The organism is Bacillus sp. FSL K6-2944, from assembly GCF_038005385.1.
GTDB lineage: Bacteria > Bacillota > Bacilli > Bacillales > Bacillaceae_G > Bacillus_A > Bacillus_A cereus.
Map to the genome: position 1 here is coordinate 4,048,661 of NZ_JBBOTE010000001.1, position 23,967 is coordinate 4,072,627.

The following is a 23,967-nucleotide window of genomic DNA, read 5'->3' on the forward strand; positions in this document are numbered from 1 at the left end:
GAGCCAGTCTATGAATAAATATTATATAATCGCTATCTTAAGTATTGTACTTTCTGTTGTATTATTTATATTTAATTTCTATCAGACTAAAATAGGAGGAGTAATATTCGCTCTAAGTATAGGCGCAAGTATTAAATTTCTAGCTGACGGTGTATTGAATGAAAGTAAAAATAAAAAACACAACTAATTTTGAAATAGTGTCTAAATATCATATAACATTTGACTATCCTAAGCAGCAATAACTGAAAATAATATGCTTTGATTTTCTAAAATAATAGAAAAGAAGCCATGAGAAAATTCTAAAAAGGGCCCTTTCACTAAATGTGTCAAAGAAGCCCTTCTTCTTTTTTCCTATTTCACATATACACAGACTAAATTTGCTGTTACATAATATATCTCCCCTTTACTATTATGTACTTTATATTGCGAGGAACCATCCACACCTACTTTTGCCTCAATTGTAAATCCTAACCCTTCATCCACAGTTCCTGCAACATCTCTATCTAACCAGGAAGGCTTTGAATAGAAGCGTAAGTCATTCACTTTAGAAACTACACGTTTACCTTCTACAGATGACCATCCTTCTTTATAGCGAATGTATGAGGAATCGTTATAAATCCACTGATTTCCTCCAAGATTCAACCAATTTCCTACTTTACCCCAGACTTTATATGATTCACCTTTTTGTAACTTACGAATAACACTATTTATTGTGGATGGACCAGAACGAAGGTTTATATTGTATCCATCAATATACGCTACTCCCGCTTCATTCATAACACCAGGTACTTCACTTGGTTGCTTTGGTTTCGCTTCAACTGAAATAGAATTTCCATTATATGCTTTTAATACATCAGCACGAAACTTTGATTCTGATACACCATGACTGCGAAGATAATCAATCGGATCTTCGTGATCTGTGCCACCAAGTTTATACGTAATGTCTTTATGCGTCCACAATCCAATGGATGGATCAATGTTTCTATCACGTAAAATCTTAGCTAGTAGCTTCACATATCTCTCATAGGATTTTTCAAATTTAATAGGGTCACTTGTTTCAGAGAGCTCTACATGAACAAATCGTTTATTAGCTACCGGACCTGCTCCCCATGCTTGATACTTAGTAGAAGCAATTTGAATTGTTTCATCCCAATCTGTTGCATAATGTACAAATGCGGAACGCCATGTTCTTGCTTCATAGTTTCGGATATTAATAGCAGGTGCTTCAGGAGTCGCTGTAGAATGTGCTACTACACCTTCATACGCTCCATATCCATTGCGATATTCGACTTTAGGTAACCCTGGAATAATCATTTCTCGATCAGCAAAGACACTACCTGTTGAAGTAAATTCAATGATAGCTGCAGTAGAAATTGAGGCTAATAATTTAATAGATTTTTTCATTTGTCGTCACCATTCCCCATAATTTTTTGTTTAATGTCTGATACATCCTTTGCAAGTGAACCAAATGCTTTTGCTTGTTCTTCGATGACTGCCTGGTTTTTTTCGATTACTTTTTGATACTGTTCTTCACGCTGTTCATTCTTTTTTTGCGTAGTAAAAAGCATCCACACAAATAACGCTGCGAATGCTCCTTGTTGAATCATTGAATTGAAGATCTGTTCCTCCACCGTTCTCATCTCCTTTTTAGCAAAATAAGAAAAACCGGGAAACCCACCCGGTCCTTTTTCGCATTGTGAATACACCATATATTACCCACAAACCCTTATACAGCAAGCTTTCCAAGGAAGCACTTCGTGCTCAAAAACTTATACTTTCTTATCTTATAAAAAAGCCTGCTTATGCACGCTTAATCTGTAATATCTAAATTAAAAAGTTCATTGCAATATGAAAAGTACTTCCACTTTGAACACCATTCACGAAAATCCCACCATCTTTTTTTACTGTAACTTCACAAAAATTTGTATTCACTCCTCCAGTTATCATAATAGCTGGAACTGCAATGTCTTGAACAGGTCTACATCCAACTGGAAGTGTAGCAAATACTGTTGCGTTTTGCGCGTTTCGAATAGAACCAATTACATTAACGTGTTCTCCACTTCTTTTACACTTCAAAATTCTATCAGTAACATTCTCTACCCCAGTTGTAGGAAGGTTAATCCATCCTGTATCATTATCAGCGGTTGCTATTTTTTTACCTTTCAAGGTTGCTGATCCATCAGGACGAACTATTAAACCACTTTGAGAATCCCATGGATTCGTACCGAACCCCATGTACAGATATTCATCACCGTTGTTAGCCCCTTTGAAACGTCCAATTCCGCCACGATTAACGCTTCCGTCTGTGTCTTTATCCGCGTAGTGTAACCCACGAGCAGAAGGACCTGTCGCTGAATCAGGTTGAGTCATCAACATTTGACCCAGAGAATGGAACTTTAAAAGCCCTGTTATAATATCTCCTGTTTTCTTTAAGAGGTTCGTGTTAGATACAACTGTGAAAGTATCCGTGTCACTGAAGTAATCCCAAATAAACTTATTTGACGTGATATCTGAGAGTACTAGCTTATTCTGTCCTGCTTGACCTCTAAGAACATAATTATTATTAGTACTTCCACTTGATTTAAACTGAACTGATTTACCTGGGTCCATCCCTAGGTCACCTGTCATGGTGTCTCCGCTTTTCTTAACAACATCCATAGCATTTAATTTCTTCTGCAGCTCGTCTAACGTTTTCTTAATAATCTCAAACTCAGAAATATAGTTTTCGATTTTAATATTTCCTTCTTTCACATCACGCCTTAATGTAATACGAATGTCTGGTGTACTCATTCGTTCTGTATTTTTTTCTATCACAAAATAAGCTGTCCAATCATCCGATGTGGAAACAGCTTGAGCTGTAAACGTATATGAAAACACACCATTCTTTACATCAACTATTTGAGCATCATCCCGAATGAATACTCCTGTGTGATTTGTCGCTTCATATTTAACCACATATCCTGTTAAATCCACCTTCTCCCCCTTTTCTCTTACGTACACAGTAAGCTTCAATCCATTCTTGTCATTCTGCCGAGAACGAATTGTTTTTGTAAACACAGGATCTGCTAAATCTATCATAATTTCCTCATTTCGCATGACTACACCTCTTTCTGCTACTCCTTTTTACGTGTCTAGACGGTCTTCTCTGACGTTTTATTCTGTTCCTATTCTTTATGTTTCCTTTAGGTTTTAATGGCTCTAATTCTTCCAATCTAGCATCCGTTTTTATCACATGCTCTTGAAATGCGCTTGTCAATTGTGAAAGCATTCCATATAGGCCTACACCATTTTCCTCTGCTTCTTTTGGAATAACTAAACCATAATGCGTAGGAATTGCATCTGTAGTAATCGTTGGCTCTCCTTCTTTACGATTCATACGCATCTCATACAGTTTTGGAATATCATTTTTCAAATTGTACTGTTTAATTTCCCATTCCATTACCTTTTCAAGTGCACTAAATGCAATAGGACGGATATTGGTTTTATAGGTTTCTTTAGAAGAAACTTTAAAGTCTGAAGCAATTACCCCTTGATAATATGATCCAAGTGCTGTCTTTATTTGAATATAACCATTTTCGTAACTCGAATTTCGTATCATCGCATTTGGAAGTAAGATATCTGTATCTCCTCCAGATGAAACCCCAATACTCGCAATCCAATTGTCATTACGATAAAATCGGAACTGATCTTTGACTTTAAACCTCATATCACTTTGAGCATTTAGGACAATCGTTTTATCAGCATCAAGCATTGCATTCCCTGTTTGCGAAAAGTATAAAGAAGCTGCATTCAAGTATCCATTGCCCTCGAGTCCTTTTGTAATTCCGATTCCACCAGACTTAACGCTCGTATCCGAGAATTGGTACACCATAATAGCACCATTTGCCCCTGTGGAATCTGAATCTCCGCCTAAAATAAGAGTTGGTTGTATTTCATTTCTACTATTTTTGTAATACCCTACAAACACCCTTGTTTTAGATGACTCATACAAGCGTATGAATTGCTTTGAAATATTTACATAGTTGACACTATCTGAAGTTCGTAATGTTGCACCTGTTATTTCTCCACCTTGCACAAGATTTCCACTTAACGTACCTGCAGTAATAAAATCAGCAACAATCCTGCCGTCACTTGTAATGGCAGTTCCATATGGGCCATTCACACCTGTGGAAGAATACCCTAATCCATTCAAGTTCCATTGCCAAACCTTTTTCGCACTCTTTTCATCTTTCGTATCCATAATTAAAATACGATCTGGATAAACACGGACATGTCCTCCGAACCCAGAATTAATAAGACTTGTAGCATTTGCTTTTGCTGCATCCAAAATAGAGCCTGGCATATTGGACAACTCTTCTTGTACCAAATCAACCTTACCGGAAACGTCTGTAAAGGATTCTTTGAAGTTACCAATGGTTATATCCAGATACTCTTTTTTTATTGGATCATATTTATAAGCAATTACCTTCGCCTTTATATCAATACCATCTTCTTGATGCTCAACCGTAACCGTATCTGCCATATAAACACTCTGTAAATGTTTATAATCCTTATACTCTTCCGTTTGTGATAACTCCTGAAACTTAACGTTATAATTTGCTTTAGGCTGATCAACCTTTTGAATAGCAAACATATCCTTAGCTGCCTGACGTAATAACCTATATGCTTCTTCTAACGGAACTGCATCTTCATCGTCAGCATTTTCACCAATAGCTGCTTTAATATGTTTACATTCAACCACTTTGATTTTAGGATGCGGATACTTATTTATAAGTGGGCTATCCACATATTTTTCAGGAAGAAATAACCCATCAAACCCTTGTGGCATGATTCTAGTTATAGGACTTTTCCAATCCACATTACCTTCATAACCTAATAAATCTTTTTTATGACGAATCACTACCCCACGATCCATACCACGATTTTGTAGCATCTTCACATCAAAATTATCTCGTTTTAATTCACCACCCCAACGATTAACAAATGAATTGTCTTGACTAGAATCCAATAATGCTTCCACAGGATTTTTACGGACAATACGTGCACTTGCTATCTTTGGTACATCTGAATAAAACTGAAAAGGATGTTTGTATTGGCATCCTGCTGACATACGATTCATAGCTCCATTACCATTTGTTGTTTCAGCAAAAATGTCTTCAATTAGATTTTCCGTTAAATCATAAAAGATGTGATAACATTGCGCTGTAATCTCACCCATACTGACTTTAGGAGCTGCCACTCGAAATAGTTGTTCACCATCAGGAGTTGGAACTTTAATGATGCTCATTCCCTCTATTTCCAGACCACGTGGTGCAAACAATGGATAACTAAATGAAAATAAAAATAAACCATTGAGTTCTTCCTCAACAGTTGCGTTATAAATATTTTTATCTAAAGCCCCTATACCATTGTGTGTAAAATCAGTCTCATTTGGTTTATATAAAGTAATCATTTATATCTCCACCTAGGTCGAATTTCCATGAATTGAATTGCTCCTGACCACTCTATTGTATTTTCCCCTACGCCCAATATAGGGAACTGCCCAACCATTTTATGATTCATTGATATGGTATCTGTATATGCTTCAAGTACTTCTGAGTCTATGACAACAGAACCATTCACATCTTTTATTTGAAAAGAGACATCATTAATTGTTAGACGGACAGTACCATTTCCCACAATCCAAAACTTAGGATCAGATTCAATTGTACCTGGATTATAAATGACACCAGGTTTGGTCAGCTTTAGATTTACATCCTCTGTATATTCAAAGGGATCTAACTTAAAATCCACTTCAAATTCACCATGTTCTTCAATTTCATTTACAATATCACCTACTACAACATGTTTAATTTTTCGATACACATCATCATCAGTAAAATATAATGTCTTTCCATTCATCAACCAAGCCTTCATACGTCGCACTAACGGCTTAATATTCTCTTCTTCAAACATATTGAACTTTATTTTTAAAGGGACGTCTTTAAACGCCCCTTTTTTTGTAAGTGAACCATGTCTACCAGACACTTCAATATGTTCTATTTCTTGTTCTGCTGTAGGAATAACAGGGCGTCCTACTATACATATTCCGTAGTCACTTGCCAACTGATTATCGATACCTATGTCTAGCAATTTAAGTCCTCCCTATTCCTATTTTTGAATTACGCCCTTTTTGAGCAAGTGCATCATCTATTTTTCCGACCATACGGTCGATATCACGATCATCCCTCACTGAAGGATTATAAATATTAATTACAGTTGGTTCAGTAGACATCGTTGCTGCAATCCCTTCACCAATCTCACCTAATGTCTTTTTATTCAACGGTAAAACTGCTTCTCGCCCCGCTTCTCCTGCACCTTGCAACTGACCATTACTCATACCGAAAATGGTAGGTCTAGTAAAGATACCTCCTTTTGCACGCCATTGCACATCGATCCCAGATGGGAAAGTAATGTCTTTACCCAAAATATTTTTCGTACTAGTCTGCAGACTGAAGTGTGGCATTTTAGGCATTTCCGGTTTCGGAATCTTTAATTTCAAATCACTGAAAAACCCTTTGATTTTAGCAATGAATCCCTTTACTTTATCTACCGCATCTTTTATCGGATCAACGATAAATCTCTTTGCTGCATCAAATTTTTCTTGCGCTGCATTCTTTACAGAATCAAATTTTTCCCTTGCCGTATTGTACATATCATTGAACTTCTCTTTTACAGAATTATAAGCTGAAATCACTGGATCAATAATATATTTATAAACTAGATTCCATGCCGTAAGTGTATAAGATTGGATTTTCGCCCAATTACCTAGTATCCAATTCGCTAAATCATTCAATTTTTCTTTCGTTGCATTCCACAAGTCTTGAACAGGCTGAATGACATATTGTTTTACTAGATTCCACGCTGCGGAAGTATATGTTTTCACTGTCTCCCACTGTGAATTTAACCAAGAAACAAGCGCACCAATCTGTTCTTTAACCCAATCCCATGCTTCTTGAACAGGTTGAGTAATATATTGTTTAAATAAACCCCAAGCAACTTGTGCAGCAGCCTTTGCAAGTTCCCACTGCGTACTAAGCCATGTGACTAATTCACCAATTTGCGCACTTATCCAATCATACGCTTCCTGAATCGGCTGTATAATATATTGAGATATTGCCTCCCAAGCAATTTGTGCCCCTGCTTGAATGAGTAACCAACCTGCTTCTAAAACTGTGGAAACTGCTGAAATAATCGGATCTAAAACTGTGAGTATTGCATACCATGTTTCTTGCCAAGCTGTCTGTAATTGATCCCAAATAGAAGTTGCCGTTTCAACGATACCCGTCCACAATCCACTGAAAAATTCACCTAAAGGAGACAATATACTATCTGCTAATTCAATGAATGAAGACCACAATTCTGAAAAATAATCAGTAATACCTGTCCAGATTTCCGATGCCGTATCAGAAATTCCAGTCCATAGATCAGCAAAAAATTGACCGATAGGTTCAAAGAACTCATGTGCCATATTTAAAAAATCTGACCAGGCTCCAGAAAAGAAATCAACTGTGGATGACCAAGCATCTTCACAAGTTTGAACTATGTTATCCCACAATTCACCAAACCACTCTTTAAATTGTGACCACTTTTCAGAAAGCCAATCCGTTATGGCACCCCAGTTTTTTATTAACATGATAATGCCAGTTATCACTAAGGAAACTGCTACAATGGTAGCTATCACAGGTAAAAGCGCCAAATTCAACGCACCAAATGAAACAGCGAGAGCTGCTACAATTGGAGTTAAAATAATAAACGCTGTACTCAATGCCCCCATCACGATTAAAAGCGTTTGATCGGCTTCAGACAATTTACTAAACCAATCCATTACAGCTTTAACCCCATCAACAATTGGAGGTAAAATGTCTTTCGCTAATTCTGCAAATTTCTTTCCAAGTGGTTCTAACGCAGCCTGTGTTTCTCTTAATGCTTTTTGAAATTGCTGCCCCAAAGATTCTTCCTGAAGTTTCTTCATTTCATCCATACGTCCAGTTACATCACCAAGACCACCATGTACATTATTTAAACTAAGTACAGCTTCAGCGCCCATGTCTTCCCATTTCACGCCAAATAAAGCAACACCAATCTGGTTTGCCTTTACTTTGTCATCCATCTTTTGAAGATCACCTAACACAGCATTGAATACATCGGCTGCGGTTCCCTTACCTTCATTGAATGATTTCCATACTTTTTGTGTCTCTTCAGATAAATCACCGAATCCTTCTGATACACCTTTTGAACCATCTTGTACACGGATACCAAATTCCTTCACCAGGTCATTGATATAGTCTAAGTTATAGGAACCGCTTTTTGTTCCATTTGCTAAAATCGTAAACATTTCTTGAGCACTAAAACCACCTTGTTTGAATAAAGGCGCATATTCAGAGAGGTTATCAAATAACTCATCTGAATAATTTAGACCTTCTTGAGCACCAGCAGCAAGTAAATCAAATGTTTCTTGTGTAGATAAACCAAATTGACTCATCAACTGCCCTGCACCACGAGTCGCTTCGTTTAAATCAACATCGTAAACTTTAGCTAATGTTAAAACGTTTTCCGATGCACCTTGTAATTCTTCATGTGGAACATCGCGCATATTTTGATAGACTTTTATAAGCGCATTATCTACCTCTTCAAGATTTTCACCAAAACCTTTTTTCCAAGTATCAACAGCAATCTTTTGAAGATTTTCGGCGCCTTTTCCAGTCAACCCTAATGAAGCTTGAATTTTCCTCTGTGATCCATCAAACTCTATTGCTGTATTTACAATCGACTTTCCCATTTCAATTAACTTTTCAGATATTCCTTGTAGAACTTCAGCGGCTTCCATTAAATTGTTCATATCAAGTTTCTTATTGATTTCCGCCATACCATCCGCAGCTTGTGAACCGCTTCGCCCAACACTCTGTAAGGAGTTTTCGAATTGCTTTAATGTAGTTTTTGCTTGATTTAATTTAGCTTCAAGTTGCTGCACTTCAGTAGAGTTTTCACCATACACACGCTTTGCTGCACTTAATTGTTGTTCTAAGTTGTGGACGACCCTATCAGTCATTTCCATTTGCTGACGTAGTTGTTTCTGTGCTAATTCTAACTTATCCGCTTCACTAGCATTTTGACCTAATTCAGCATTTTGAAGTTTGAATGAACTTGTCAAACGCTTCTGTTCAGCTTCAAGCTTTTTAGAATTCTCTTGTAAATCTAATAAAGTTCCACGTGCTTCCCTAGCCTCAATTGCTTGCTCGGAAAGACCTTCATTCACTCTTTTCATTGCATTATCAAGAGAAGTTTCAGCACGTTCTGCATCAAGCAACTTCCCATACATTTTATTGAGCTGTTCAGCGGTTGTACTTGTGTCCTTGGACATAGCTTGATATTCAGAACGCAACATAGCTGTACGCTTTTTAGCTGCTTCCATTTGAATTTCAAGCTTCTTCTTTTCAGCAAGAAGTTTATCAGTCATCGTTGCATCTTGGCCCATTGCTGCAATATGATTTTTATATTCTTTCGCTGCATTATTCATAACCATATTGATTTGTTTCAATGTATTTGCATACTGAACTTGACCATCCATTTTAAAATTAAGGACGACGTTTCTTTCTTTATTATTCCCTGGCATTTTCTCACCTGTTATGAAGTGACCTTTGTCAATAGTTTTTCACCCATAATATTTTTCTTGATGGCATACAAAAGCTTCAGAAATAAGATCTATCGACAGTTAACCACTCTGTTATTCGTGGATTGGTTACCTCAGGTTAATGGTTCGTCGTTAGGCTCTTATAATCTCACTGCGTGGATCACACCTTTTCAAATTCTAATAAATAGCTTGTTTATCAGAATTTCAGCCATGCCAGAAGAGGTGAGTCATAGATAGCCAGACCTGTAATTCACTATCTCTGAAGCTCATCTATGCCATCAATTGATACCTTTGGTTTCTAACTATGAATGAATCAATCAACTTCATATCCTTCCCTCTTTATTTTCGGTGAATTTTACCTGTTTCTAATCCCCATATAAAACACCCCAGTTCTCTTGCGATAGCTGTAACGGCAACATTTCTAGGTTTCCCTTGATATATCATGCGATAATATTTTCTTTGTAACCTTTCTACAGCCTGATCCGCATAAGCAATCACTTCGCTTCGTTGCCCTTTTTGTCTTGCTTTCACTCGCTTCGATTTTAATCCGATTGTTCCTTTTACCAACGCATTTGCACATTCTACAAGAGTAGACCTAACGGTCGAATTTCCTTGTTTTGTAATCGAACGTCGACTGATTTTTTCTCCACTTGAGCTTTCGCTTGGTGTCAATCCTACATAAGCCATAAATGCTTTAGCCGTGGGAAAACGAGTGAAGTCTGCAATTTCCACATGAACAGTCATTGCCGATGTTGTATCTATACCTTTTAAGCATCTTAAATTTGCGATTGGTTCTTCGTACCTTTCACGATGAGATAATTCTTCTAATCTCAGACTGAACCGCTCAATTTTATCGACTAGAACATCATACTGTAATAGGTATTCGCCTAACGTTTCTTTGAATAATCCTTGTAGATCAAGATTCTTTAACCATTTCATATAAGCGATTGTCCAGCTTGATTTCCCTTCATACACATAGCCATGCCTTAAAAGGAATGCTTTTATCTGTTGTTTTATTTTTTTCAAAGATGTTTTAAAATCACCTAACATGCGGATATACTCTTTCACGGCAACATCCTCTTCTTCTGGAACATATACTTCTTTATAGGTGCCATTTGCTAAATTAAGAGCAATCATTTTGGCATCGAATTTATCATTTTTAACCATTTTATTTTTTGATGAACTGTACATTGTTGTGGGAGCTAAAATATCACAATCAATTCCATTTTGTTCAAGAAGATTATGAAGTGAATACCCTAAACAACCAGCCTCATATCCAGCTTTAATTTTTATATCTTCACCATATTTTGTTTTCAGTTTCTCAACGAATTTTTTTACGAGAGATACATTTGAAGCACATCGTGCTTCTCTTACAATTTCCCCAGTTGTTCCGTGTAGTGCACATAAGCTAAAACTTTCCTTGTGGACATCCATCCCAATATAGATTATATTTTCCATAGTGGCCTCCTATTATCATAGGGTATAACCCCATTCATAATGTTTTCATTCATTATTATGGGTTAAAATCCCTGACTTGATAATCTAGGAGGTCGCTTCATATTATCTCATTTCTTATAAGAATGGTGTTTGATCTAACGTGTAGATTTGTTTCGGTTTCTGCTCATGTAATGCATCCGGATTGTTATATCTAAGATGCATAATGAATTGTTTTAAAAAATGTGCCGGTGTGATTTTCCAAAAGTCATCCATACTTAAACCAAGCAACGTATTACCGACATAAAAATAAAAATCCCAGTCCAATTCGGACTGAGATTCCTCGTTTTTAGTCAGTATATTTTTTACTTTTTTTCTTGCTTCAGCTTCTCCATATCAGAATTCTGGAAAGTTTGGCCACTGAAAATTTCGTATACAACGATGAAAATATCAGGTAATTCATTCATAGGAATCGCACCTTTCAATTCATCTAATGTACATTCCGTACCACCACTACGTACCATCGCATAAATTAATGCACGCATCAATTTCGCTTCATTTTCTCCCAAGCTAAATTGTCCTTTTCTTAACATATCATTCATTTCTTTTTCAAATTCATGATAAGGTGTTCCAAATGCTTCTTCCACATAAGGAAAAGATTCAAAAGTAAAAATAACAGGGATTGAGACACCCTGTATCTTAATGCTATTTCTAGTTATATTTACATTTACTAAATCACTTAAACGTGCCATAATTACCCTCCTTATTTACCTGTTTGAGTCGTTCCACCTAGCTGCGCTAGTTGAGATTCATCACAGATGACTTGTTTTAGGAAATCTTCAGCTTTAATTCCTTTTGCCTCTGGATCACCAGTATCCAATTCAGCTTGTGTTACATCATTAAATAACAATGGATCTGCTGTAATTGTGTAAGCAATGTCATCCACAGTCATTTCATCACCTTGCGTTTTCCAAGATTCCTCTACTGGAGCAACTGTACATTTTGGGTACCAACGTAATATTTTAGTTCCATCATTTAAAGGGAATACAACACCTACTGCAAACTTTGGATACGCCTTTGCCTTCGCTGTTTCAAAAGACACGCCTTTTTTACGTGTTTTTGCAAAGATTTTATCTTTTACTTCACGATTTAGACCAGCAAGATTAAAAGCTAATCCAAACGCTGTATTTTTGACAATGTTAATAATTTTTTTGTTAGATGCCCACTTTGTAAAATTAGTAGAAGTAGTGGAAATCGTTAAATCAGAAATATTCGTTTGTCTATAAACCATATCCTCATAAGTTGGTAGTGCACTAGAAGTTTCATTTCCCTTCATCAAGCACAGATATAAATCTTCGATCCCTACGGAATATTGAATTTCTTTATTTTCAATTGTCATGTTTCTCATCCTCACATTCTATCCATTATTTTTTGTGCCATAATATCAGCAATTTTGTCACCTTCTGCATCAAAGGTATTCTGAACAAAGTGTTTTCCTTTCACACGACCCTTACCCTTTGCTTTTTTATGGCCATGTTCAACTAAATACCAATACCAAGCTTCATCTTTAAATTCCACAGATACACGATCATCTTTCACAACAACCTTTAGACTATCCCTTAAGTGTGTCCGCTTGTTTTTATTGGATGGTTTAATTTTGGGTTTTAATTTACTAGCAAAATACTTGGCTGCTTCATCTAACACATCCAAACTTACTTTTTTATTCACACGTAATAGCGTATTAATATCTTCTAAAGCTTCAGCGAAGCCGTTGTTATTTGAAGCCATTACTGTATACACCTCACATACGTAATAAACTGCGTGATAGTGTCGTCGTTCTCGTCATAACCCATTCCATCGAATTGCGAATAAGACACGCCTGCTTCGTTAAAAACAGCCTTTAATGGCTCATAATCTTTTTCAGTTCCATTTGTAATGACTGCAATTTGATAAAGTGGCATATCTTTTAGAACCTTATTAGAAGCTCTTTTATGTTGCTCATTCACAAATTCATACACAATATAAGGATAATCTACCCCTGTAGGAGCACTATCACGAGAAACTGGAATACCAGATTTCTTCATAAGGCTTCGCAACTGTTCAAAATTAATTTGCATACGATAGTGACACCTCCATCAGTCTGTCTTCTTCTTTTACATAAATGCGCTCAATGTTATAAATACGTCCATCAACTTTTACACGATAATCCTTTTGATCGTTTTCAATGTCACGATTAATACGGACTTCAATTTTCTTTACAATTTCATTTGTATCTTTCGTTGTAAATTTATCAGTGGCTGTAACCCCAATGTTGTTATAACGAATTTTCCGTTCTAACGGATATCCCATCACAACACGGTCTGTTTCAGAGTCAATTGTTTCTCCTAATTTAAGTAGCTCACCCATCCATTTGAGTTTATTCGTCTTTCTCTTCATCGGCATAAACCTCCTGGACAAAGAACGGTGTTAAAGCATCAAGCGCCTGTTCTAATTCTTTTTCAGAGACTCTGTAATCATAGATAAGACCAGCAACCATAATAATTAAATACTCAGTCTGTTTGCCTGTCGCATTCTTTACATACGTCTTTGCTTGAGTGATATAAAAAGAGAGCATGGTTTCATCCATACCCTCTTCCCAATGAATATGAGATTTTAATTTCTCAATTAATTCATCCATATTAAGCTCCAGTAGAAGCTTTTAAAACATACTTATAAACCGGAACTTCAAATGGTGAATGAATAAGTTGTGCATCTAGTAAGTTCCAGATGCGGAAACCTACACGGTTTGTACGTGAGAATAACTCAACTAATTTTTGGACTTCTAATGATCCAATGACATCTTGAATATAGAATTTAGAGAAGTCACCAAAATAGAATACTGGTGTATCTGGTGAATCAGGAATGTCAATTGCATCTTCTTCCTCAACAGGGAAGCCTAATAGCGTATAGCCAATTCCACCTTCTGCTTGATTAAATGGACGAAGTAATGGGAAACCATCATCTGTTTTCATTGTTTCAATTTTTGTTAGTGCTGCTGTATTTAACACCCATCGTGCTTTTTTACGAACTTCTTTAACAGGTGTATTTTTCATTTTTACTAATGCATCGTAAAGATTTTTCTCATCTGTTTTAAACTCAACAGCTTTCTTTGCTAATGCACCATCATTGATGTTATTCGCTTCATCACCATTCACCATATATTGCGTTTCTTTACGAACGTAAGCTTTTTTCAGCTCGTCCATTACGATTTGTTCAATTGGTAAACCAGTACGTGCCAATAGCTTTTTCGTTACTGTAGCAAGTGCATCAAATTCTGTTGGTGATAGTTCGATTTCATCAAATTCAATATCTGTTTCTGGCATTTCATTATTTGTTCGCTCATTTTTATGTCCTTGTGCTTCTGCCTTTTTAACTAAAACAGGATACTTAATATTTTCTTTTGTTTTTACTCCTGTTCCTAGGCGACGTAAGAAGTTTTCTTCTTGTGCATACGTAATAATTTCATTACTTAAGAAATCTGGAATCGTAACAGAACCGTTACCAGTAACTAACCCTAATGCACGAGCTTCCTTTTCATCAATATTACCTACAATGTAGTTAGCGAATACAGAACGAATTTCCGTTTCTTTGTTTGCACGATGACCTTTAGTAGAAAGAGCTGCTGCAATAGATGCTGAAATAGCTGAACGTTGTTCTTCTGACAGTTCAGTTTTTGCATCGGGATTTTCTTTTGCTGCTGGATCTTCTTTTTTATCTGGATCTTCATCTTTCTTTTTGTCTGGATCTTCTCCTTTTTCTTCCGCTTCTAGTTTCGCTAATTCATCAGAAATAGTTTGTACTTCTTTTGTTAATTGCTCTACTTCTGCTTTTACAGCTGCTAATTCTTCTGAACGAACTTCATTTTCTTCTACTTTACCTTGTAATTCTGCTAATCGAGATTTCGTTCTTGTTAAAGATGCGTTTAAGATTTCTTTTAAATTCATGTCAATTTTCCTCCAAAACTTTTTTTATTTGTTTGATAAGATTGCTTCTTTCTTCTGTATCATCTTCCACAACTGTTTTTACAGCTGCTTCTTCACTTCTCATTTCAATCATGGCTGTATTTTCGCCCCTGGTTTCAATGGAGGTTGCAACATAGGCTGGTGTCATATCTAAAATAGAAACTTCTAAGAGTTCTAATTCTTCAATAGATCGTTTTTGAACACCAGATTCGCCCTCTTCCCAAGAATCTTTTTCAGAAACAAAGCCAAATGACCAACCACGCAATTCTTTATTCTTTGCTTTCTCAATTATTTGTTCATCTGTAACTGTAGCGATGGCTCTTAAACCAATATTGTCTTCGTACAATTCCAGATTTCCATTTTCAATAGAACCAAGCTTTCTATTCTTGTTGTGATTAAAAAGCAAGTCCACATTCTTTGCTTTCTTTAACGCTTTTTCAAATGTCTTAGGAACAATTTTCTCTTTGAAATATCCCCTTGGTGAAGGCAACATTCGACTTTCCCTGTCCACAACATTTACGTAACCATCAAGTATGACTTGATTCCCTCGGACCTCAATTTTCATCATTTTCACATCCTTTCATTCCTAGAAATAGTTTTTCTGCTATCATTTGATGAGTAAGGAGGTAATCCCAATGATTTTATCCATCCAAACAGAAAAAGATTTTAAAGAAAATTTTGAGTTTGCTCACAAAACGTTAGCGTTTATTGACGAAATTGACATTGAAAATCGCGCCAAATTTCAATCCATTTCACAGATTTCTAAAACAAAGTATTTAATCCGTTTCAAAAGTTATTCTTTTCCTGGTTGTCAAGACTACAGCCTAACAGTTGAAGCAATATATTCGGAGAACCAATGGCTAATTTCTCTTTTGAATAAACCCGTAGATTAACAATTTTATAAAACAAATAGGGAGGCTTCTCTTGTTCTACTGAACACATCAAAATGCCATTTCCAGTCCTACAATTTCCAACTACCACATCGAACATTGTAGGACTTTTCTTATGAATTCTAATATCCATGTCTCCACAACTAACATGAATTGTATCTCCCTTCACGTTTAGTCACCTCCTTCCACTGAACCATCGGCCGCTTCTTTCTTACCGATTTCGGTTATATCATTTGAAATATAAATAGATTGTGATTCCTTTGTATTTTGTTTAGGGAACCCAAGCATATCGGCAACATGATCAGGTGAAGTAATAGCTGTACGCACAAGGTTGTAACCGATATTTGTCTTGTTGCTATAAGTAACAAAATCAAGAATATTTATCTTAAACTTAATTCGTTTCCCCGAATTTTGACCATAAAAAAGAAGACTCAAATGGTCTTCAAAATTTTTCATGATTGGTCTAACTGCCTTGTTGTGGATATACATCATTGCTTTCTCAATATCTTCTTTGATTAGCTCTGTGTATGTATCCACATTTATGCCTAAATACTTACCTAAATCTTTTTTATATACATTTAGGTATGCTAGGGTCTTTTCGTCGTCTAACGGGCTTTTAAGTGTGTCTATTGAATACCCTTTTCCAAGAGGAATCATTTTTACAGACCTTGCTTCATCGATTGATTCCAGTTGATCTAAAATTGCATTGATTAATTTTGACTGCGCTCCATTCTGCGGATTGATATGGGCATCTAAATTTAACAAGAATGCTAATAGTCCACCCTTTTTATATTTGTCAGTTAAAGTTTTCTCAGCTGACATAACGCCCTCAAGTGTATCTCTTCCCAAATCAAGAAGGCCTTTTCCTCTTAAATGATCTGCGCCAATATTTTTCACATGACGAATCATAAACGGAGGAATTTCGTGACCACCAATATTAAAATGCTCTACTAAATTATCATCTAACTCTGTAAATACATTTGAAGCTAAATGTATTTGAGTGCCGTTTAATATCGGGAATGTTTCTCCCTCGAGTAAATAGGTATTTGTCATTAATTTGATAAATTCAGATTGCGTTAAATAATCATTAGGATTCCTTAAAATACGAAGTGCAATATCATCTTTAGTTTCATTCCCGAATTCATCTTCCACAACGATATCAGCCAATACCATTTGATTACTGATATCTTGTAACAACTCGTAAACATCGCTAGATTGTAAGATGTTTGAATCTGTAACATACACACCACCATAACGAATACTCTTTCCTAAAACATCATCAAGATAACCACGCTTTTCAGCCTTTTTAAATAAGTAATTTGAAAATCTATCCCTTAAACCCAATTTTTCACCGCCTCTCTATCGATAAATATCACCAATCAATTCATCCATACCTTCCTCTGTTATGCTATCCATAACCATCATCGTTTCTTTATGAGCAACTAAAAAAGCAACAAATCCATCAATCTTCTTTTTGGACTGTCGCTTACTTGGGGCTTTCATTCCGTTAATATTTGTTACTACTACAACATTAAGGGCGCAATAAACAAATAAAGGATTGTCTGTAATTAAACGCTTTTCATAAATTAGTATTTCTGAATCATCAAGCATTGCATTCATAACATTTGGATACTGATTTACTGCAATACATTCTAAACCGAGATTTTCAAGCTTCTCTATTAACTTTTGGGACATTGCTGGATCATAGTTTATTTGTTGTACATCGTACAAATCCATACATTCAACGATATATTCCATAACTTGATCTTGATCAATCATTTTCCCATCACAAAACGTAGCAAAACCACATTCAACCATATAAGTATAGGGAACATTATCCTCTTTTTCTTTAAAATCAATATTGTCATTCGGAAGAAAATACATCTGTTTCACTTTTATAATCGACCTTCCTTCCTCATTATGTGAAGGGAAGTTTAAACTCACGCATGTTAAGTCTGTTGTTTTCGATAAGTCCAATCCTACATAACAAATTTCACCTGTAAGATCACCCAAATCTTCCACAAGTACATGTTGAACTTGATCATGTTCAAAATAATTGTCTGCACTATTTACAAAGACATTTAGATGCTTGGAAAGAAATTCTGCTTTTGAATGTGCGGATTGTTTTGCCTTTTTAAACTCTATTTCAAGTTGTTCCATTGTGACGGAAACACCAATGTTCGGATTCACCATCGCCCAAACTTTACGATCTTCCCAATCATAATTTTTATTCGGCTCCCAAATTGCAACAAACAAAGAATCGTCATTATCATTTTCAAGAACTTGTTTTGCATATTTATATACACGCATACCAACAGAAGATGAACCTTTACCAGCCGTCGAAATATTTAGCATAATCGGCTGTTCACGAGAAATCTGTGCTGATTTCAAGTTATCATACATATCCATATTCTCTTGCGCATGAAGTTCATCATTCAACACAAAATAAGGGTTCTTTCCTTCAAGACCCTTTGTGTTTTTTGTTAGTACTTTGAATTTATTTTGATATGCTATTCCATTGATGCTATATCGATACATAGCACCACTAACTGTTCCATTCACACCTTTATAAATTTGTGTATGTCGTGCCAGAGGTTCAGAGTTTTCTATCGCTTGTGCAATTGGTTCAGCTGCATTTTGTGCTTGTTCATAATCTGATGCCGCACAATAACAATCCGCTCCAAGTTCAAGTTCTCCATACATAGCATAGAGCAATGCACCTGCTGCAATAATTGTTTTTCCGTTCTTTTTTGGTACTTGAACATATGATTCACGAATAACACGGACTGTTTTTCCTTTTTCGTTTTTATGATACCAACCATACATATTCGCAAAAACAAACATTTCCCAAAGCTCTAATTCCATCAATTGACCTGCAAGTGGTCCTTTAACATGACGGATGAACGATTGAACGAAATCTAACATTTCATTCGCTCGATCTACATCAAACCAAATATCTTTACGCTTTTTCCACTTCTTATAACGTTCTACAGCAAGAATGATCGACTTCGGGTACTTCTTTTTATTACGCATGACGTTATTCGTATACTTATCAGCATAGTTAACGCCTGGTGTAATGATCATTGGGTTTTCCGCCATTTATTCCGATGAGCTGCTAATTCGTCTTTAGGCTCATTAGATTGAATATTCCCTGCATTTTTAGGCGTTTTTTGTACACTTTTCCCCTTATTCGTCATTCCTAGAGCTTCTAACATTTTATTCTTCTTATCATTCCACGTTTCAACTTGTTGAGCGAGCGGATGTTTCATTTCATTTACTGCACCAGCCTTGTTTTTATGCGTTTTTGTAGGAGCAAAACCATCGGCTTTCCATTCTTCAAACATCGTTTTATAAATGATAAAAGCATCTAAATAATTATCAATTAATGGTTCTAAGGAAGGTGTGAAATTGTCATCTTCAGTCAATAATTTTATGATTCTATTTCGTTCTTCATCCCTTGCAACATCTAGCATTTCCAACTTTTTCTTCTTTGACATTCGAGCCATTTTCACACCCCCTTCATTTTTTTAAAATGGTGCAACTATTGATATGCCCCCTACGCTACCTATCCTCCCCAGAGGACAAATTTTAATTTTTGATAGGGGGGCTTCCGAAATAACTCGGGAAAACTTTTTTTGGTTTATCTTCATTTTCTTCGATTGTATGACAAACTGGACAAAGTAATCTTAGGTTATTCTCTTCTAATTTAAGAGTTGGATCTTCTTTGATTGGTATTACGTGATGAACATGAGCACGCCTACCAAAGACGAACCTTCCACATCGTTGACAGCAGCCATTCTCTCTTTCGTATACCTTTGACCTAACATACTTCCATGCATCAGTACGATAGAATGGTTTGTTATCATGATGGTAGATGTTCTTCTTATCTTTCTTCTTTCTTGGCTTGTTACACTTATGCTCTTCACAGTAACGTCCCTTGCTTATCTTGTTACGGCAGCCATTGAAGTCACAGTACTTCATGATAGCAATTCAATGATGTCTTCTTTCTTTTTAATATCAGAAGGGATTTCAATACCTAGCTCATCAGCATACTCACGTAACTCTTTTATTGTCTTATTACTCAAGATAAGTTCTGTACCTGCTTCACCAATTGCCAACGTATCTTTAGTCAAATACCCTCCTGTTGCAAATCCTTTATCAGCAATCATACTCTCCGGATTAACAGTTACTTCAAATCCAGGTACTTCACCGGTAGGAACAAATAAGCTTTTCTTCTGTTCATTATCCCAATACTCAGTACCTGATATTGTTTTTCTAATTTCAGTAATCATTTAAGTTCACTCTCCTTATCTTTTCTTTAACGCTCCTACCAACCTGACCAAAGACCTAAAATCATTGCTACTGTCATAGTCATTGATTTTCTTTCTTCCAATTCTCGAACTCTTCTTTAGCAAGAGCTAATCCTTTATCTAACCACTGTAATTGGATTTCGTTTTGTTCCACAATTTCAGAGCTAGTTTTAATTGTTGCTACAATCTGTTCCCGTCTTGCTTCTTGTTCTTTAATCCATGCATCCATTTGTTTTACATATATCTTTTCTGGATTCATATACTTAACACCTTCCTTTTCAAATGCAACACGCTTGCGCTTATCTTTACCTAGATAACCTCAGGAACTCCCTCATGCCATCTACAACTTCTTTATCATTTTCAACAAGCTTACCTTTAACATAGATATCTCCATTATGAAACGTCAAAGTCATATCTACACCACCTACGTAATTTTCACATAATAAAAATACTCCATAAGGAATGCCTCTTCAATCCTTTGCAAACACTATAGTTTAAAAGGAGCATGTTATGAAATTCTCACAAATACTAATCATTATCTTTGCTGTTATCATTATCATATGGATATGGTTTGTCTAATTAAAAAGAGCAACCGTGCACTTCACACCAGTTGCCCTTTCGTCAAAATCTTATGTTATTACTATAATCGATATTTTCAAGATTTTCGATTCACTTTAGGAGTGAACCTAAATGATACCTTCTCGCTCTACGAATTTAATCAAACGAACTATTTCAGCATGTTTCTTTTTAATATGACTAGAGCTATAACTAATTTCTTCAGCTATTTGTTCCAACGTCATACCATCCACATATTTCATTTTAAGTATTTTATTATCCAACCCCCTAAACCTACTCATTAATTTTTTCAGTTTGTACATATCATTCAATTTATGTGCCAATTCATATTCAATTGCTTCTATACGTTCTTCTACCTTTGCACCTTCCGATTCAGCAGTTAAACGTACCTCTCGCAAATCACCACTGACCCAGCGTTTTAATTCTGCTTTTGTTTTGTCTAAGTTGTACGTTAAGTATGCAATTTTTTCTTCTAATTTCTGATACTCTTTCAGCCATTCAAACAAGCGCCAATTCACCCACTCTCATTATACGCGTCTACCATTTATTTTAAGCGATTGTAACTCCACAGATATGATATTTAAAAAAGATTTTAAGGCTCGTATCGTTAGATTTGTGAAGGTGTTTTTTGATTCTATAGTCTATTTCACAATACCTCTACTTTCTCCCGTCCTGTTCTTCCATCACAATCATCCAGCCACACTTACAAGTACGTGTAAAAACACCATCTTCCACCTCTAACATGCCTTCTCCCTCACCAATACTTTCATTTCCACACCATTGGCACTTTCTATACTTCTTCATCAGTTCTAACATTTTCCAAGCGTCCACTCTTTTTCCTCCCGTATAACATGCTCTCTTTGATGCATACTATCCATAGGCACGATATATAGCCTGCCATGTCTGAAGGTGAAACAAGACATATCCATATTCCTTTCCTCAAATGAGCCGTTAGCGTTTGCTAGCGGTTTCGTTTACTGGTATACCCTTATAACAATTGGATATACTAAACCTATGCCAATTTGTTTTGGTGTGTGCCATCGATTCATGTTTCCCCTTCAGCATCTTATACAAAAGGCTTTTTTTCATAAAACAAGGTACATACACATTCTCTCCTGCATATGGTATACCACGTACTCTTTACATGAAGAGTCTTGGTCAAGGGCACTCTGGCACAGGTGCTCTGTTACATATTTCTGCAACTTCTACATGAGAGGCATATACATCATCCGTTACAACATCAACCGCAAATACTCATGTGGCTTACGGCCCTTTTGAACAAATACACGCCTTACACTTTCTGCGTCGATTTCCTTTACTGTTCATATCTATATCTTTTTGCATGATTGTGGGCCCAATCACATACAACCCATTGACCTGCAGTGACTTTCTTTTCACCCATCTGTCCATCCATTTTCTCTCCTAGCTGAGTTCTTGAATTTCTTGTAAGGATCGATTAGAAACCGTAATGCTACGAATCTTACAATTATCTTTCCCACGGTATTTTCCCTGGATTTTTGATATCGCTTCTTCTTTCGTTGCAGCTTCACAAAATTCTAATTTGAATCCTGACTTTGTAACAATGTCCACCATGTATGTATCTATTAGTGGTTCATAAATAAAATCATGATCTATTGTGATTTGTTCAGTCATTTGACTCACCCTCTATCAGTTAAAGTGTAATAATCATTTGTTGATCTAACACATTCCCTATCACAGCATTCATCCATAGACTAGGACTCATTTTTCTCATTAAAAATTCGATGACTGTAATTAACTCTTCGATAGATAAGGAAACAAATTCGCCTAAAGGTTCTTGATTGAACTTGCCTCCACGTTTTTCAATCGTTAGAGCTACTTTGTTGTCAATCACGTATCTTTTTGCAGTTACTAAATCGAATTGACGGACTTTCTCGTGGCCGAATCCTTTTATTAATTTCTTTAGAACATCATGAATGACACGAAAATCTAACACTTTTACTTTCTGTTCAAGCTGCTCTCTACACTGCTTACATAAGGTCCTCTCCAAACCCAAAATATATATTTTACTCATATCAGATTCAGGAAAAGAATTTTCGCATTCGTAACATTCTTCTCCAATTACATCTTCAAATGGGTTTAACATGTAAATCGCTCCTATGCTCTATATTTGTTTAGCACTTCTTGCAATCTCTCACGCTCTTCATCAATAGATTGCGAGTTTTGCTTTTCAATTTCTTTTTTAGTTGGCTCAACATCTTCACGTAACCAATCTGGAACAATTTCTTTTCTATTTGAACGACCTCTCGAACTATTCAATCGCTTGTTCTTACTCATTTCAAAGCGTCTATCTAATGCAGCAACATCATCTAATGTTTTTACTTTTTGCTTTTCCCAGCTTTTCAAAATGGCCTTAATGTAATTCCATTTTGGCTTATTTTCATCAATAGCTTTGTGAGCAGCATGTTTAATTAATTCGCTACCAAACGAATCACAAAACTCTCCTAATTCCGTAATAGCAATTTCACTTAACGGAATTCCTTCACCTTTTAAAAAGTTATAACTGACTTTAAATTCTTCATCGACTAATACATGTGATTTCGATTCTTTATTATCATCATGATAATAATTAGTATTTTGTATATTAGTATTTAATTTATTAGTACTTAGTATATTAGTATTTAGTAGTGTCGGATTTTCCACATGTAGGTTTCCCACAAGTGGCTTTTCCACATCTGGGTTTTCCACATGTGGAATTTCCATAAGTGGCTCTTCCTCATGTGGCTTCTCCGTATCTGGTGTTTCATAGATTTCAGTTTCCCAATTTGTTATCTTCTTGCTCTTTTCATCACGAACAGGATAACGCTTTATATATCCTAGCGCTTTTAACTCTTTAAACCCTGAACGTAACGAGTCTTCCCCATCCTTAGCGTGTTGAGATAACTCACTTATATGAAAAGTCCAATTATCAGGTAATGTAAGTGCATAAGCTAAAATCCCTTTTGCCTTCCAAGACAATCTTTCATCTTTTAAACCGGTATTATTTATGACAGAATAATTGCTGTCTTTTTTCACTCGGATAATTCCCATAAAAGCCACCTCAT

At 35.9% G+C, this 23,967-nt stretch carries 29 protein-coding genes; 2 read left to right on the forward strand and 27 right to left on the reverse strand.

Features of this window, described 5'->3' with window-relative positions; translation table 11 throughout:
• Positions 1-10: 10 nt before the first annotated feature.
• Complete coding sequence (locus MHH55_RS20695) at positions 11-187, forward strand: hypothetical protein (protein WP_169509503.1); 177 nt, start codon at positions 11-13, stop codon at positions 185-187.
• A 164-nt stretch (positions 188-351) separates the two neighbouring features.
• On the opposite strand, the gene MHH55_RS20700 is transcribed toward MHH55_RS20695, so the two are convergent.
• From MHH55_RS20700 to MHH55_RS20775, 16 genes are all read right to left on the reverse strand, one after another.
• A complete protein-coding gene (locus MHH55_RS20700) occupies positions 352-1,404 on the reverse strand; it encodes an N-acetylmuramoyl-L-alanine amidase (RefSeq protein WP_340881122.1) in 1,053 nt (350 codons plus the stop codon).
• The gene (locus MHH55_RS20705) at positions 1,401-1,631 is read right to left on the reverse strand and encodes a BhlA/UviB family holin-like peptide (protein ID WP_000392439.1); all 231 of its coding nucleotides are present in this window, start codon (positions 1,629-1,631) and stop codon (positions 1,401-1,403) included. The genes MHH55_RS20700 and MHH55_RS20705 overlap by 4 nt, the downstream gene beginning before the upstream one ends.
• A 193-nt stretch (positions 1,632-1,824) precedes the next feature.
• Complete coding sequence (locus MHH55_RS20710) at positions 1,825-3,096, reverse strand: BppU family phage baseplate upper protein (protein ID WP_340881124.1); 1,272 nt, start codon at positions 3,094-3,096, stop codon at positions 1,825-1,827.
• Positions 3,086-5,452 carry a phage tail spike protein gene (locus tag MHH55_RS20715; RefSeq protein ID WP_340881125.1) on the reverse strand — a complete coding sequence of 789 codons (2,367 nt, stop codon included), beginning with the start codon at positions 5,450-5,452 and terminating at the stop codon, positions 3,086-3,088. Before MHH55_RS20715 ends, MHH55_RS20710 begins: the two co-directional genes overlap by 11 nt.
• Positions 5,449-6,132, reverse strand: a complete 684-nt coding sequence (locus MHH55_RS20720) for a phage tail protein (protein WP_340881127.1) — start codon at positions 6,130-6,132, stop codon at positions 5,449-5,451. Before MHH55_RS20720 ends, MHH55_RS20715 begins: the two co-directional genes overlap by 4 nt.
• A gap of 1 nt (position 6,133) precedes the next feature.
• Entirely contained in the window at positions 6,134-9,655 is a 3,522-nt protein-coding gene (locus MHH55_RS20725; RefSeq protein ID WP_340881129.1) for a phage tail tape measure protein, read from the reverse strand.
• 357 nt (positions 9,656-10,012) lie between these two features.
• Positions 10,013-11,131: an IS110 family transposase gene (locus MHH55_RS20730; protein WP_340880263.1), complete on the reverse strand. Its 1,119-nt coding sequence runs from the start codon at positions 11,129-11,131 to the stop codon at positions 10,013-10,015.
• A 114-nt stretch (positions 11,132-11,245) separates the two neighbouring features.
• On the reverse strand, positions 11,246-11,434 hold the full coding sequence (locus MHH55_RS20735; protein WP_006927278.1) for a hypothetical protein: 189 nt from the start codon (positions 11,432-11,434) through the stop codon (positions 11,246-11,248).
• Positions 11,435-11,472: 38 nt separating this feature from the next.
• Positions 11,473-11,859 (reverse strand): hypothetical protein, encoded by a 387-nt coding sequence (locus MHH55_RS20740; protein WP_087875877.1) that lies wholly within the window; start codon positions 11,857-11,859, stop codon positions 11,473-11,475.
• An 11-nt stretch (positions 11,860-11,870) separates the two neighbouring features.
• Positions 11,871-12,506, reverse strand: coding sequence for a major tail protein (locus MHH55_RS20745; protein WP_087875878.1), 636 nt, complete (start codon positions 12,504-12,506; stop codon positions 11,871-11,873).
• Between the two features lie 11 nt (positions 12,507-12,517).
• Entirely contained in the window at positions 12,518-12,895 is a 378-nt protein-coding gene (locus tag MHH55_RS20750) for an HK97-gp10 family putative phage morphogenesis protein (protein ID WP_087875879.1), read from the reverse strand.
• A complete protein-coding gene (locus MHH55_RS20755) occupies positions 12,895-13,224 on the reverse strand; it encodes a hypothetical protein (RefSeq protein WP_340881131.1) in 330 nt (109 codons plus the stop codon). Before MHH55_RS20755 ends, MHH55_RS20750 begins: the two co-directional genes overlap by 1 nt.
• Positions 13,214-13,543 (reverse strand): hypothetical protein, encoded by a 330-nt coding sequence (locus tag MHH55_RS20760; RefSeq protein WP_445661832.1) that lies wholly within the window; start codon positions 13,541-13,543, stop codon positions 13,214-13,216. Before MHH55_RS20760 ends, MHH55_RS20755 begins: the two co-directional genes overlap by 11 nt.
• Entirely contained in the window at positions 13,524-13,784 is a 261-nt protein-coding gene (locus tag MHH55_RS20765) for a head-tail connector protein (protein WP_033699170.1), read from the reverse strand. Before MHH55_RS20765 ends, MHH55_RS20760 begins: the two co-directional genes overlap by 20 nt.
• 1 nt (position 13,785) lies before the next feature.
• Positions 13,786-15,090 carry a phage major capsid protein gene (locus tag MHH55_RS20770; RefSeq protein WP_340881135.1) on the reverse strand — a complete coding sequence of 435 codons (1,305 nt, stop codon included), beginning with the start codon at positions 15,088-15,090 and terminating at the stop codon, positions 13,786-13,788.
• Position 15,091: 1 nt separating this feature from the next.
• Positions 15,092-15,673: an HK97 family phage prohead protease gene (locus MHH55_RS20775; protein WP_340881136.1), complete on the reverse strand. Its 582-nt coding sequence runs from the start codon at positions 15,671-15,673 to the stop codon at positions 15,092-15,094.
• 70 nt (positions 15,674-15,743) lie between these two features.
• Here MHH55_RS20775 and MHH55_RS20780 point away from each other — a divergent pair, with 70 nt between their 5' ends.
• On the forward strand, positions 15,744-16,001 hold the full coding sequence (locus tag MHH55_RS20780; RefSeq protein WP_340881137.1) for a hypothetical protein: 258 nt from the start codon (positions 15,744-15,746) through the stop codon (positions 15,999-16,001).
• A gap of 168 nt (positions 16,002-16,169) precedes the next feature.
• Here the strand turns inward: MHH55_RS20780 and MHH55_RS20785 are convergent, their stop codons facing one another.
• The 11 genes from MHH55_RS20785 to MHH55_RS20835 form a co-directional block, all read right to left on the reverse strand.
• Positions 16,170-17,342, reverse strand: a complete 1,173-nt coding sequence (locus MHH55_RS20785; protein ID WP_340881139.1) for a phage portal protein — start codon at positions 17,340-17,342, stop codon at positions 16,170-16,172.
• A gap of 15 nt (positions 17,343-17,357) precedes the next feature.
• Entirely contained in the window at positions 17,358-19,082 is a 1,725-nt protein-coding gene (locus MHH55_RS20790; protein WP_340881140.1) for a terminase large subunit, read from the reverse strand.
• Positions 19,079-19,504 carry a P27 family phage terminase small subunit gene (locus tag MHH55_RS20795; protein WP_000113448.1) on the reverse strand — a complete coding sequence of 142 codons (426 nt, stop codon included), beginning with the start codon at positions 19,502-19,504 and terminating at the stop codon, positions 19,079-19,081. Before MHH55_RS20795 ends, MHH55_RS20790 begins: the two co-directional genes overlap by 4 nt.
• 82 nt (positions 19,505-19,586) lie before the next feature.
• A complete protein-coding gene (locus MHH55_RS20800; RefSeq protein WP_340881142.1) occupies positions 19,587-19,979 on the reverse strand; it encodes an HNH endonuclease in 393 nt (130 codons plus the stop codon).
• Positions 19,976-20,290 (reverse strand): Rho termination factor N-terminal domain-containing protein, encoded by a 315-nt coding sequence (locus tag MHH55_RS20805; RefSeq protein WP_233935580.1) that lies wholly within the window; start codon positions 20,288-20,290, stop codon positions 19,976-19,978. The genes MHH55_RS20800 and MHH55_RS20805 overlap by 4 nt, the downstream gene beginning before the upstream one ends.
• 79 nt (positions 20,291-20,369) lie before the next feature.
• On the reverse strand, positions 20,370-20,567 hold the full coding sequence (locus MHH55_RS20810; protein WP_088029300.1) for a hypothetical protein: 198 nt from the start codon (positions 20,565-20,567) through the stop codon (positions 20,370-20,372).
• Positions 20,568-20,994: 427 nt separating this feature from the next.
• Positions 20,995-21,390 (reverse strand): hypothetical protein, encoded by a 396-nt coding sequence (locus tag MHH55_RS20815; RefSeq protein ID WP_340881144.1) that lies wholly within the window; start codon positions 21,388-21,390, stop codon positions 20,995-20,997.
• 151 nt (positions 21,391-21,541) lie between these two features.
• Positions 21,542-21,715: a DUF3797 domain-containing protein gene (locus MHH55_RS20820; protein ID WP_233935582.1), complete on the reverse strand. Its 174-nt coding sequence runs from the start codon at positions 21,713-21,715 to the stop codon at positions 21,542-21,544.
• A 591-nt stretch (positions 21,716-22,306) separates the two neighbouring features.
• Positions 22,307-22,537, reverse strand: a complete 231-nt coding sequence (locus MHH55_RS20825) for a hypothetical protein (protein ID WP_233935584.1) — start codon at positions 22,535-22,537, stop codon at positions 22,307-22,309.
• Positions 22,538-22,556: 19 nt separating this feature from the next.
• The gene (locus MHH55_RS20830; protein ID WP_340881148.1) at positions 22,557-23,009 is read right to left on the reverse strand and encodes a hypothetical protein; all 453 of its coding nucleotides are present in this window, start codon (positions 23,007-23,009) and stop codon (positions 22,557-22,559) included.
• 11 nt (positions 23,010-23,020) lie between these two features.
• The gene (locus MHH55_RS20835) at positions 23,021-23,953 is read right to left on the reverse strand and encodes a DnaD domain protein (RefSeq protein WP_340881150.1); all 933 of its coding nucleotides are present in this window, start codon (positions 23,951-23,953) and stop codon (positions 23,021-23,023) included.
• Positions 23,954-23,967 lie beyond the last annotated feature (14 nt).

Excerpts from the sequence above, each read along its gene's own strand:
- MHH55_RS20695 (WP_169509503.1), top strand. The coding sequence starts at position 11 with ATGAATAAATATTATATAATCGCTATCTTAAGTATTGTACTTTCTGTT.
- MHH55_RS20700 (WP_340881122.1), bottom strand. The coding sequence starts at position 1,404 with ATGAAAAAATCTATTAAATTATTAGCCTCAATTTCTACTGCAGCTATC.
- MHH55_RS20710 (WP_340881124.1), bottom strand. The coding sequence starts at position 3,096 with ATGCGAAATGAGGAAATTATGATAGATTTAGCAGATCCTGTGTTTACA.
- MHH55_RS20715 (WP_340881125.1), bottom strand. The coding sequence starts at position 5,452 with ATGATTACTTTATATAAACCAAATGAGACTGATTTTACACACAATGGT.
- MHH55_RS20725 (WP_340881129.1), bottom strand. The coding sequence starts at position 9,655 with ATGCCAGGGAATAATAAAGAAAGAAACGTCGTCCTTAATTTTAAAATG.
- MHH55_RS20730 (WP_340880263.1), bottom strand. The coding sequence starts at position 11,131 with ATGGAAAATATAATCTATATTGGGATGGATGTCCACAAGGAAAGTTTT.
- MHH55_RS20740 (WP_087875877.1), bottom strand. The coding sequence starts at position 11,859 with ATGGCACGTTTAAGTGATTTAGTAAATGTAAATATAACTAGAAATAGC.
- MHH55_RS20745 (WP_087875878.1), bottom strand. The coding sequence starts at position 12,506 with ATGACAATTGAAAATAAAGAAATTCAATATTCCGTAGGGATCGAAGAT.
- MHH55_RS20750 (WP_087875879.1), bottom strand. The coding sequence starts at position 12,895 with ATGGCTTCAAATAACAACGGCTTCGCTGAAGCTTTAGAAGATATTAAT.
- MHH55_RS20755 (WP_340881131.1), bottom strand. The coding sequence starts at position 13,224 with ATGCAAATTAATTTTGAACAGTTGCGAAGCCTTATGAAGAAATCTGGT.
- MHH55_RS20760 (WP_445661832.1), bottom strand. The coding sequence starts at position 13,543 with ATGAAGAGAAAGACGAATAAACTCAAATGGATGGGTGAGCTACTTAAA.
- MHH55_RS20765 (WP_033699170.1), bottom strand. The coding sequence starts at position 13,784 with ATGGATGAATTAATTGAGAAATTAAAATCTCATATTCATTGGGAAGAG.
- MHH55_RS20770 (WP_340881135.1), bottom strand. The coding sequence starts at position 15,090 with ATGAATTTAAAAGAAATCTTAAACGCATCTTTAACAAGAACGAAATCT.
- MHH55_RS20775 (WP_340881136.1), bottom strand. The coding sequence starts at position 15,673 with ATGAAAATTGAGGTCCGAGGGAATCAAGTCATACTTGATGGTTACGTA.
- MHH55_RS20780 (WP_340881137.1), top strand. The coding sequence starts at position 15,744 with ATGATTTTATCCATCCAAACAGAAAAAGATTTTAAAGAAAATTTTGAG.
- MHH55_RS20790 (WP_340881140.1), bottom strand. The coding sequence starts at position 19,082 with ATGATCATTACACCAGGCGTTAACTATGCTGATAAGTATACGAATAAC.
- MHH55_RS20795 (WP_000113448.1), bottom strand. The coding sequence starts at position 19,504 with ATGGCTCGAATGTCAAAGAAGAAAAAGTTGGAAATGCTAGATGTTGCA.
- MHH55_RS20800 (WP_340881142.1), bottom strand. The coding sequence starts at position 19,979 with ATGAAGTACTGTGACTTCAATGGCTGCCGTAACAAGATAAGCAAGGGA.
- MHH55_RS20805 (WP_233935580.1), bottom strand. The coding sequence starts at position 20,290 with ATGATTACTGAAATTAGAAAAACAATATCAGGTACTGAGTATTGGGAT.
- MHH55_RS20810 (WP_088029300.1), bottom strand. The coding sequence starts at position 20,567 with ATGAATCCAGAAAAGATATATGTAAAACAAATGGATGCATGGATTAAA.
- MHH55_RS20825 (WP_233935584.1), bottom strand. The coding sequence starts at position 22,537 with ATGACTGAACAAATCACAATAGATCATGATTTTATTTATGAACCACTA.
- MHH55_RS20830 (WP_340881148.1), bottom strand. The coding sequence starts at position 23,009 with ATGTTAAACCCATTTGAAGATGTAATTGGAGAAGAATGTTACGAATGC.
- MHH55_RS20835 (WP_340881150.1), bottom strand. The coding sequence starts at position 23,953 with ATGGGAATTATCCGAGTGAAAAAAGACAGCAATTATTCTGTCATAAAT.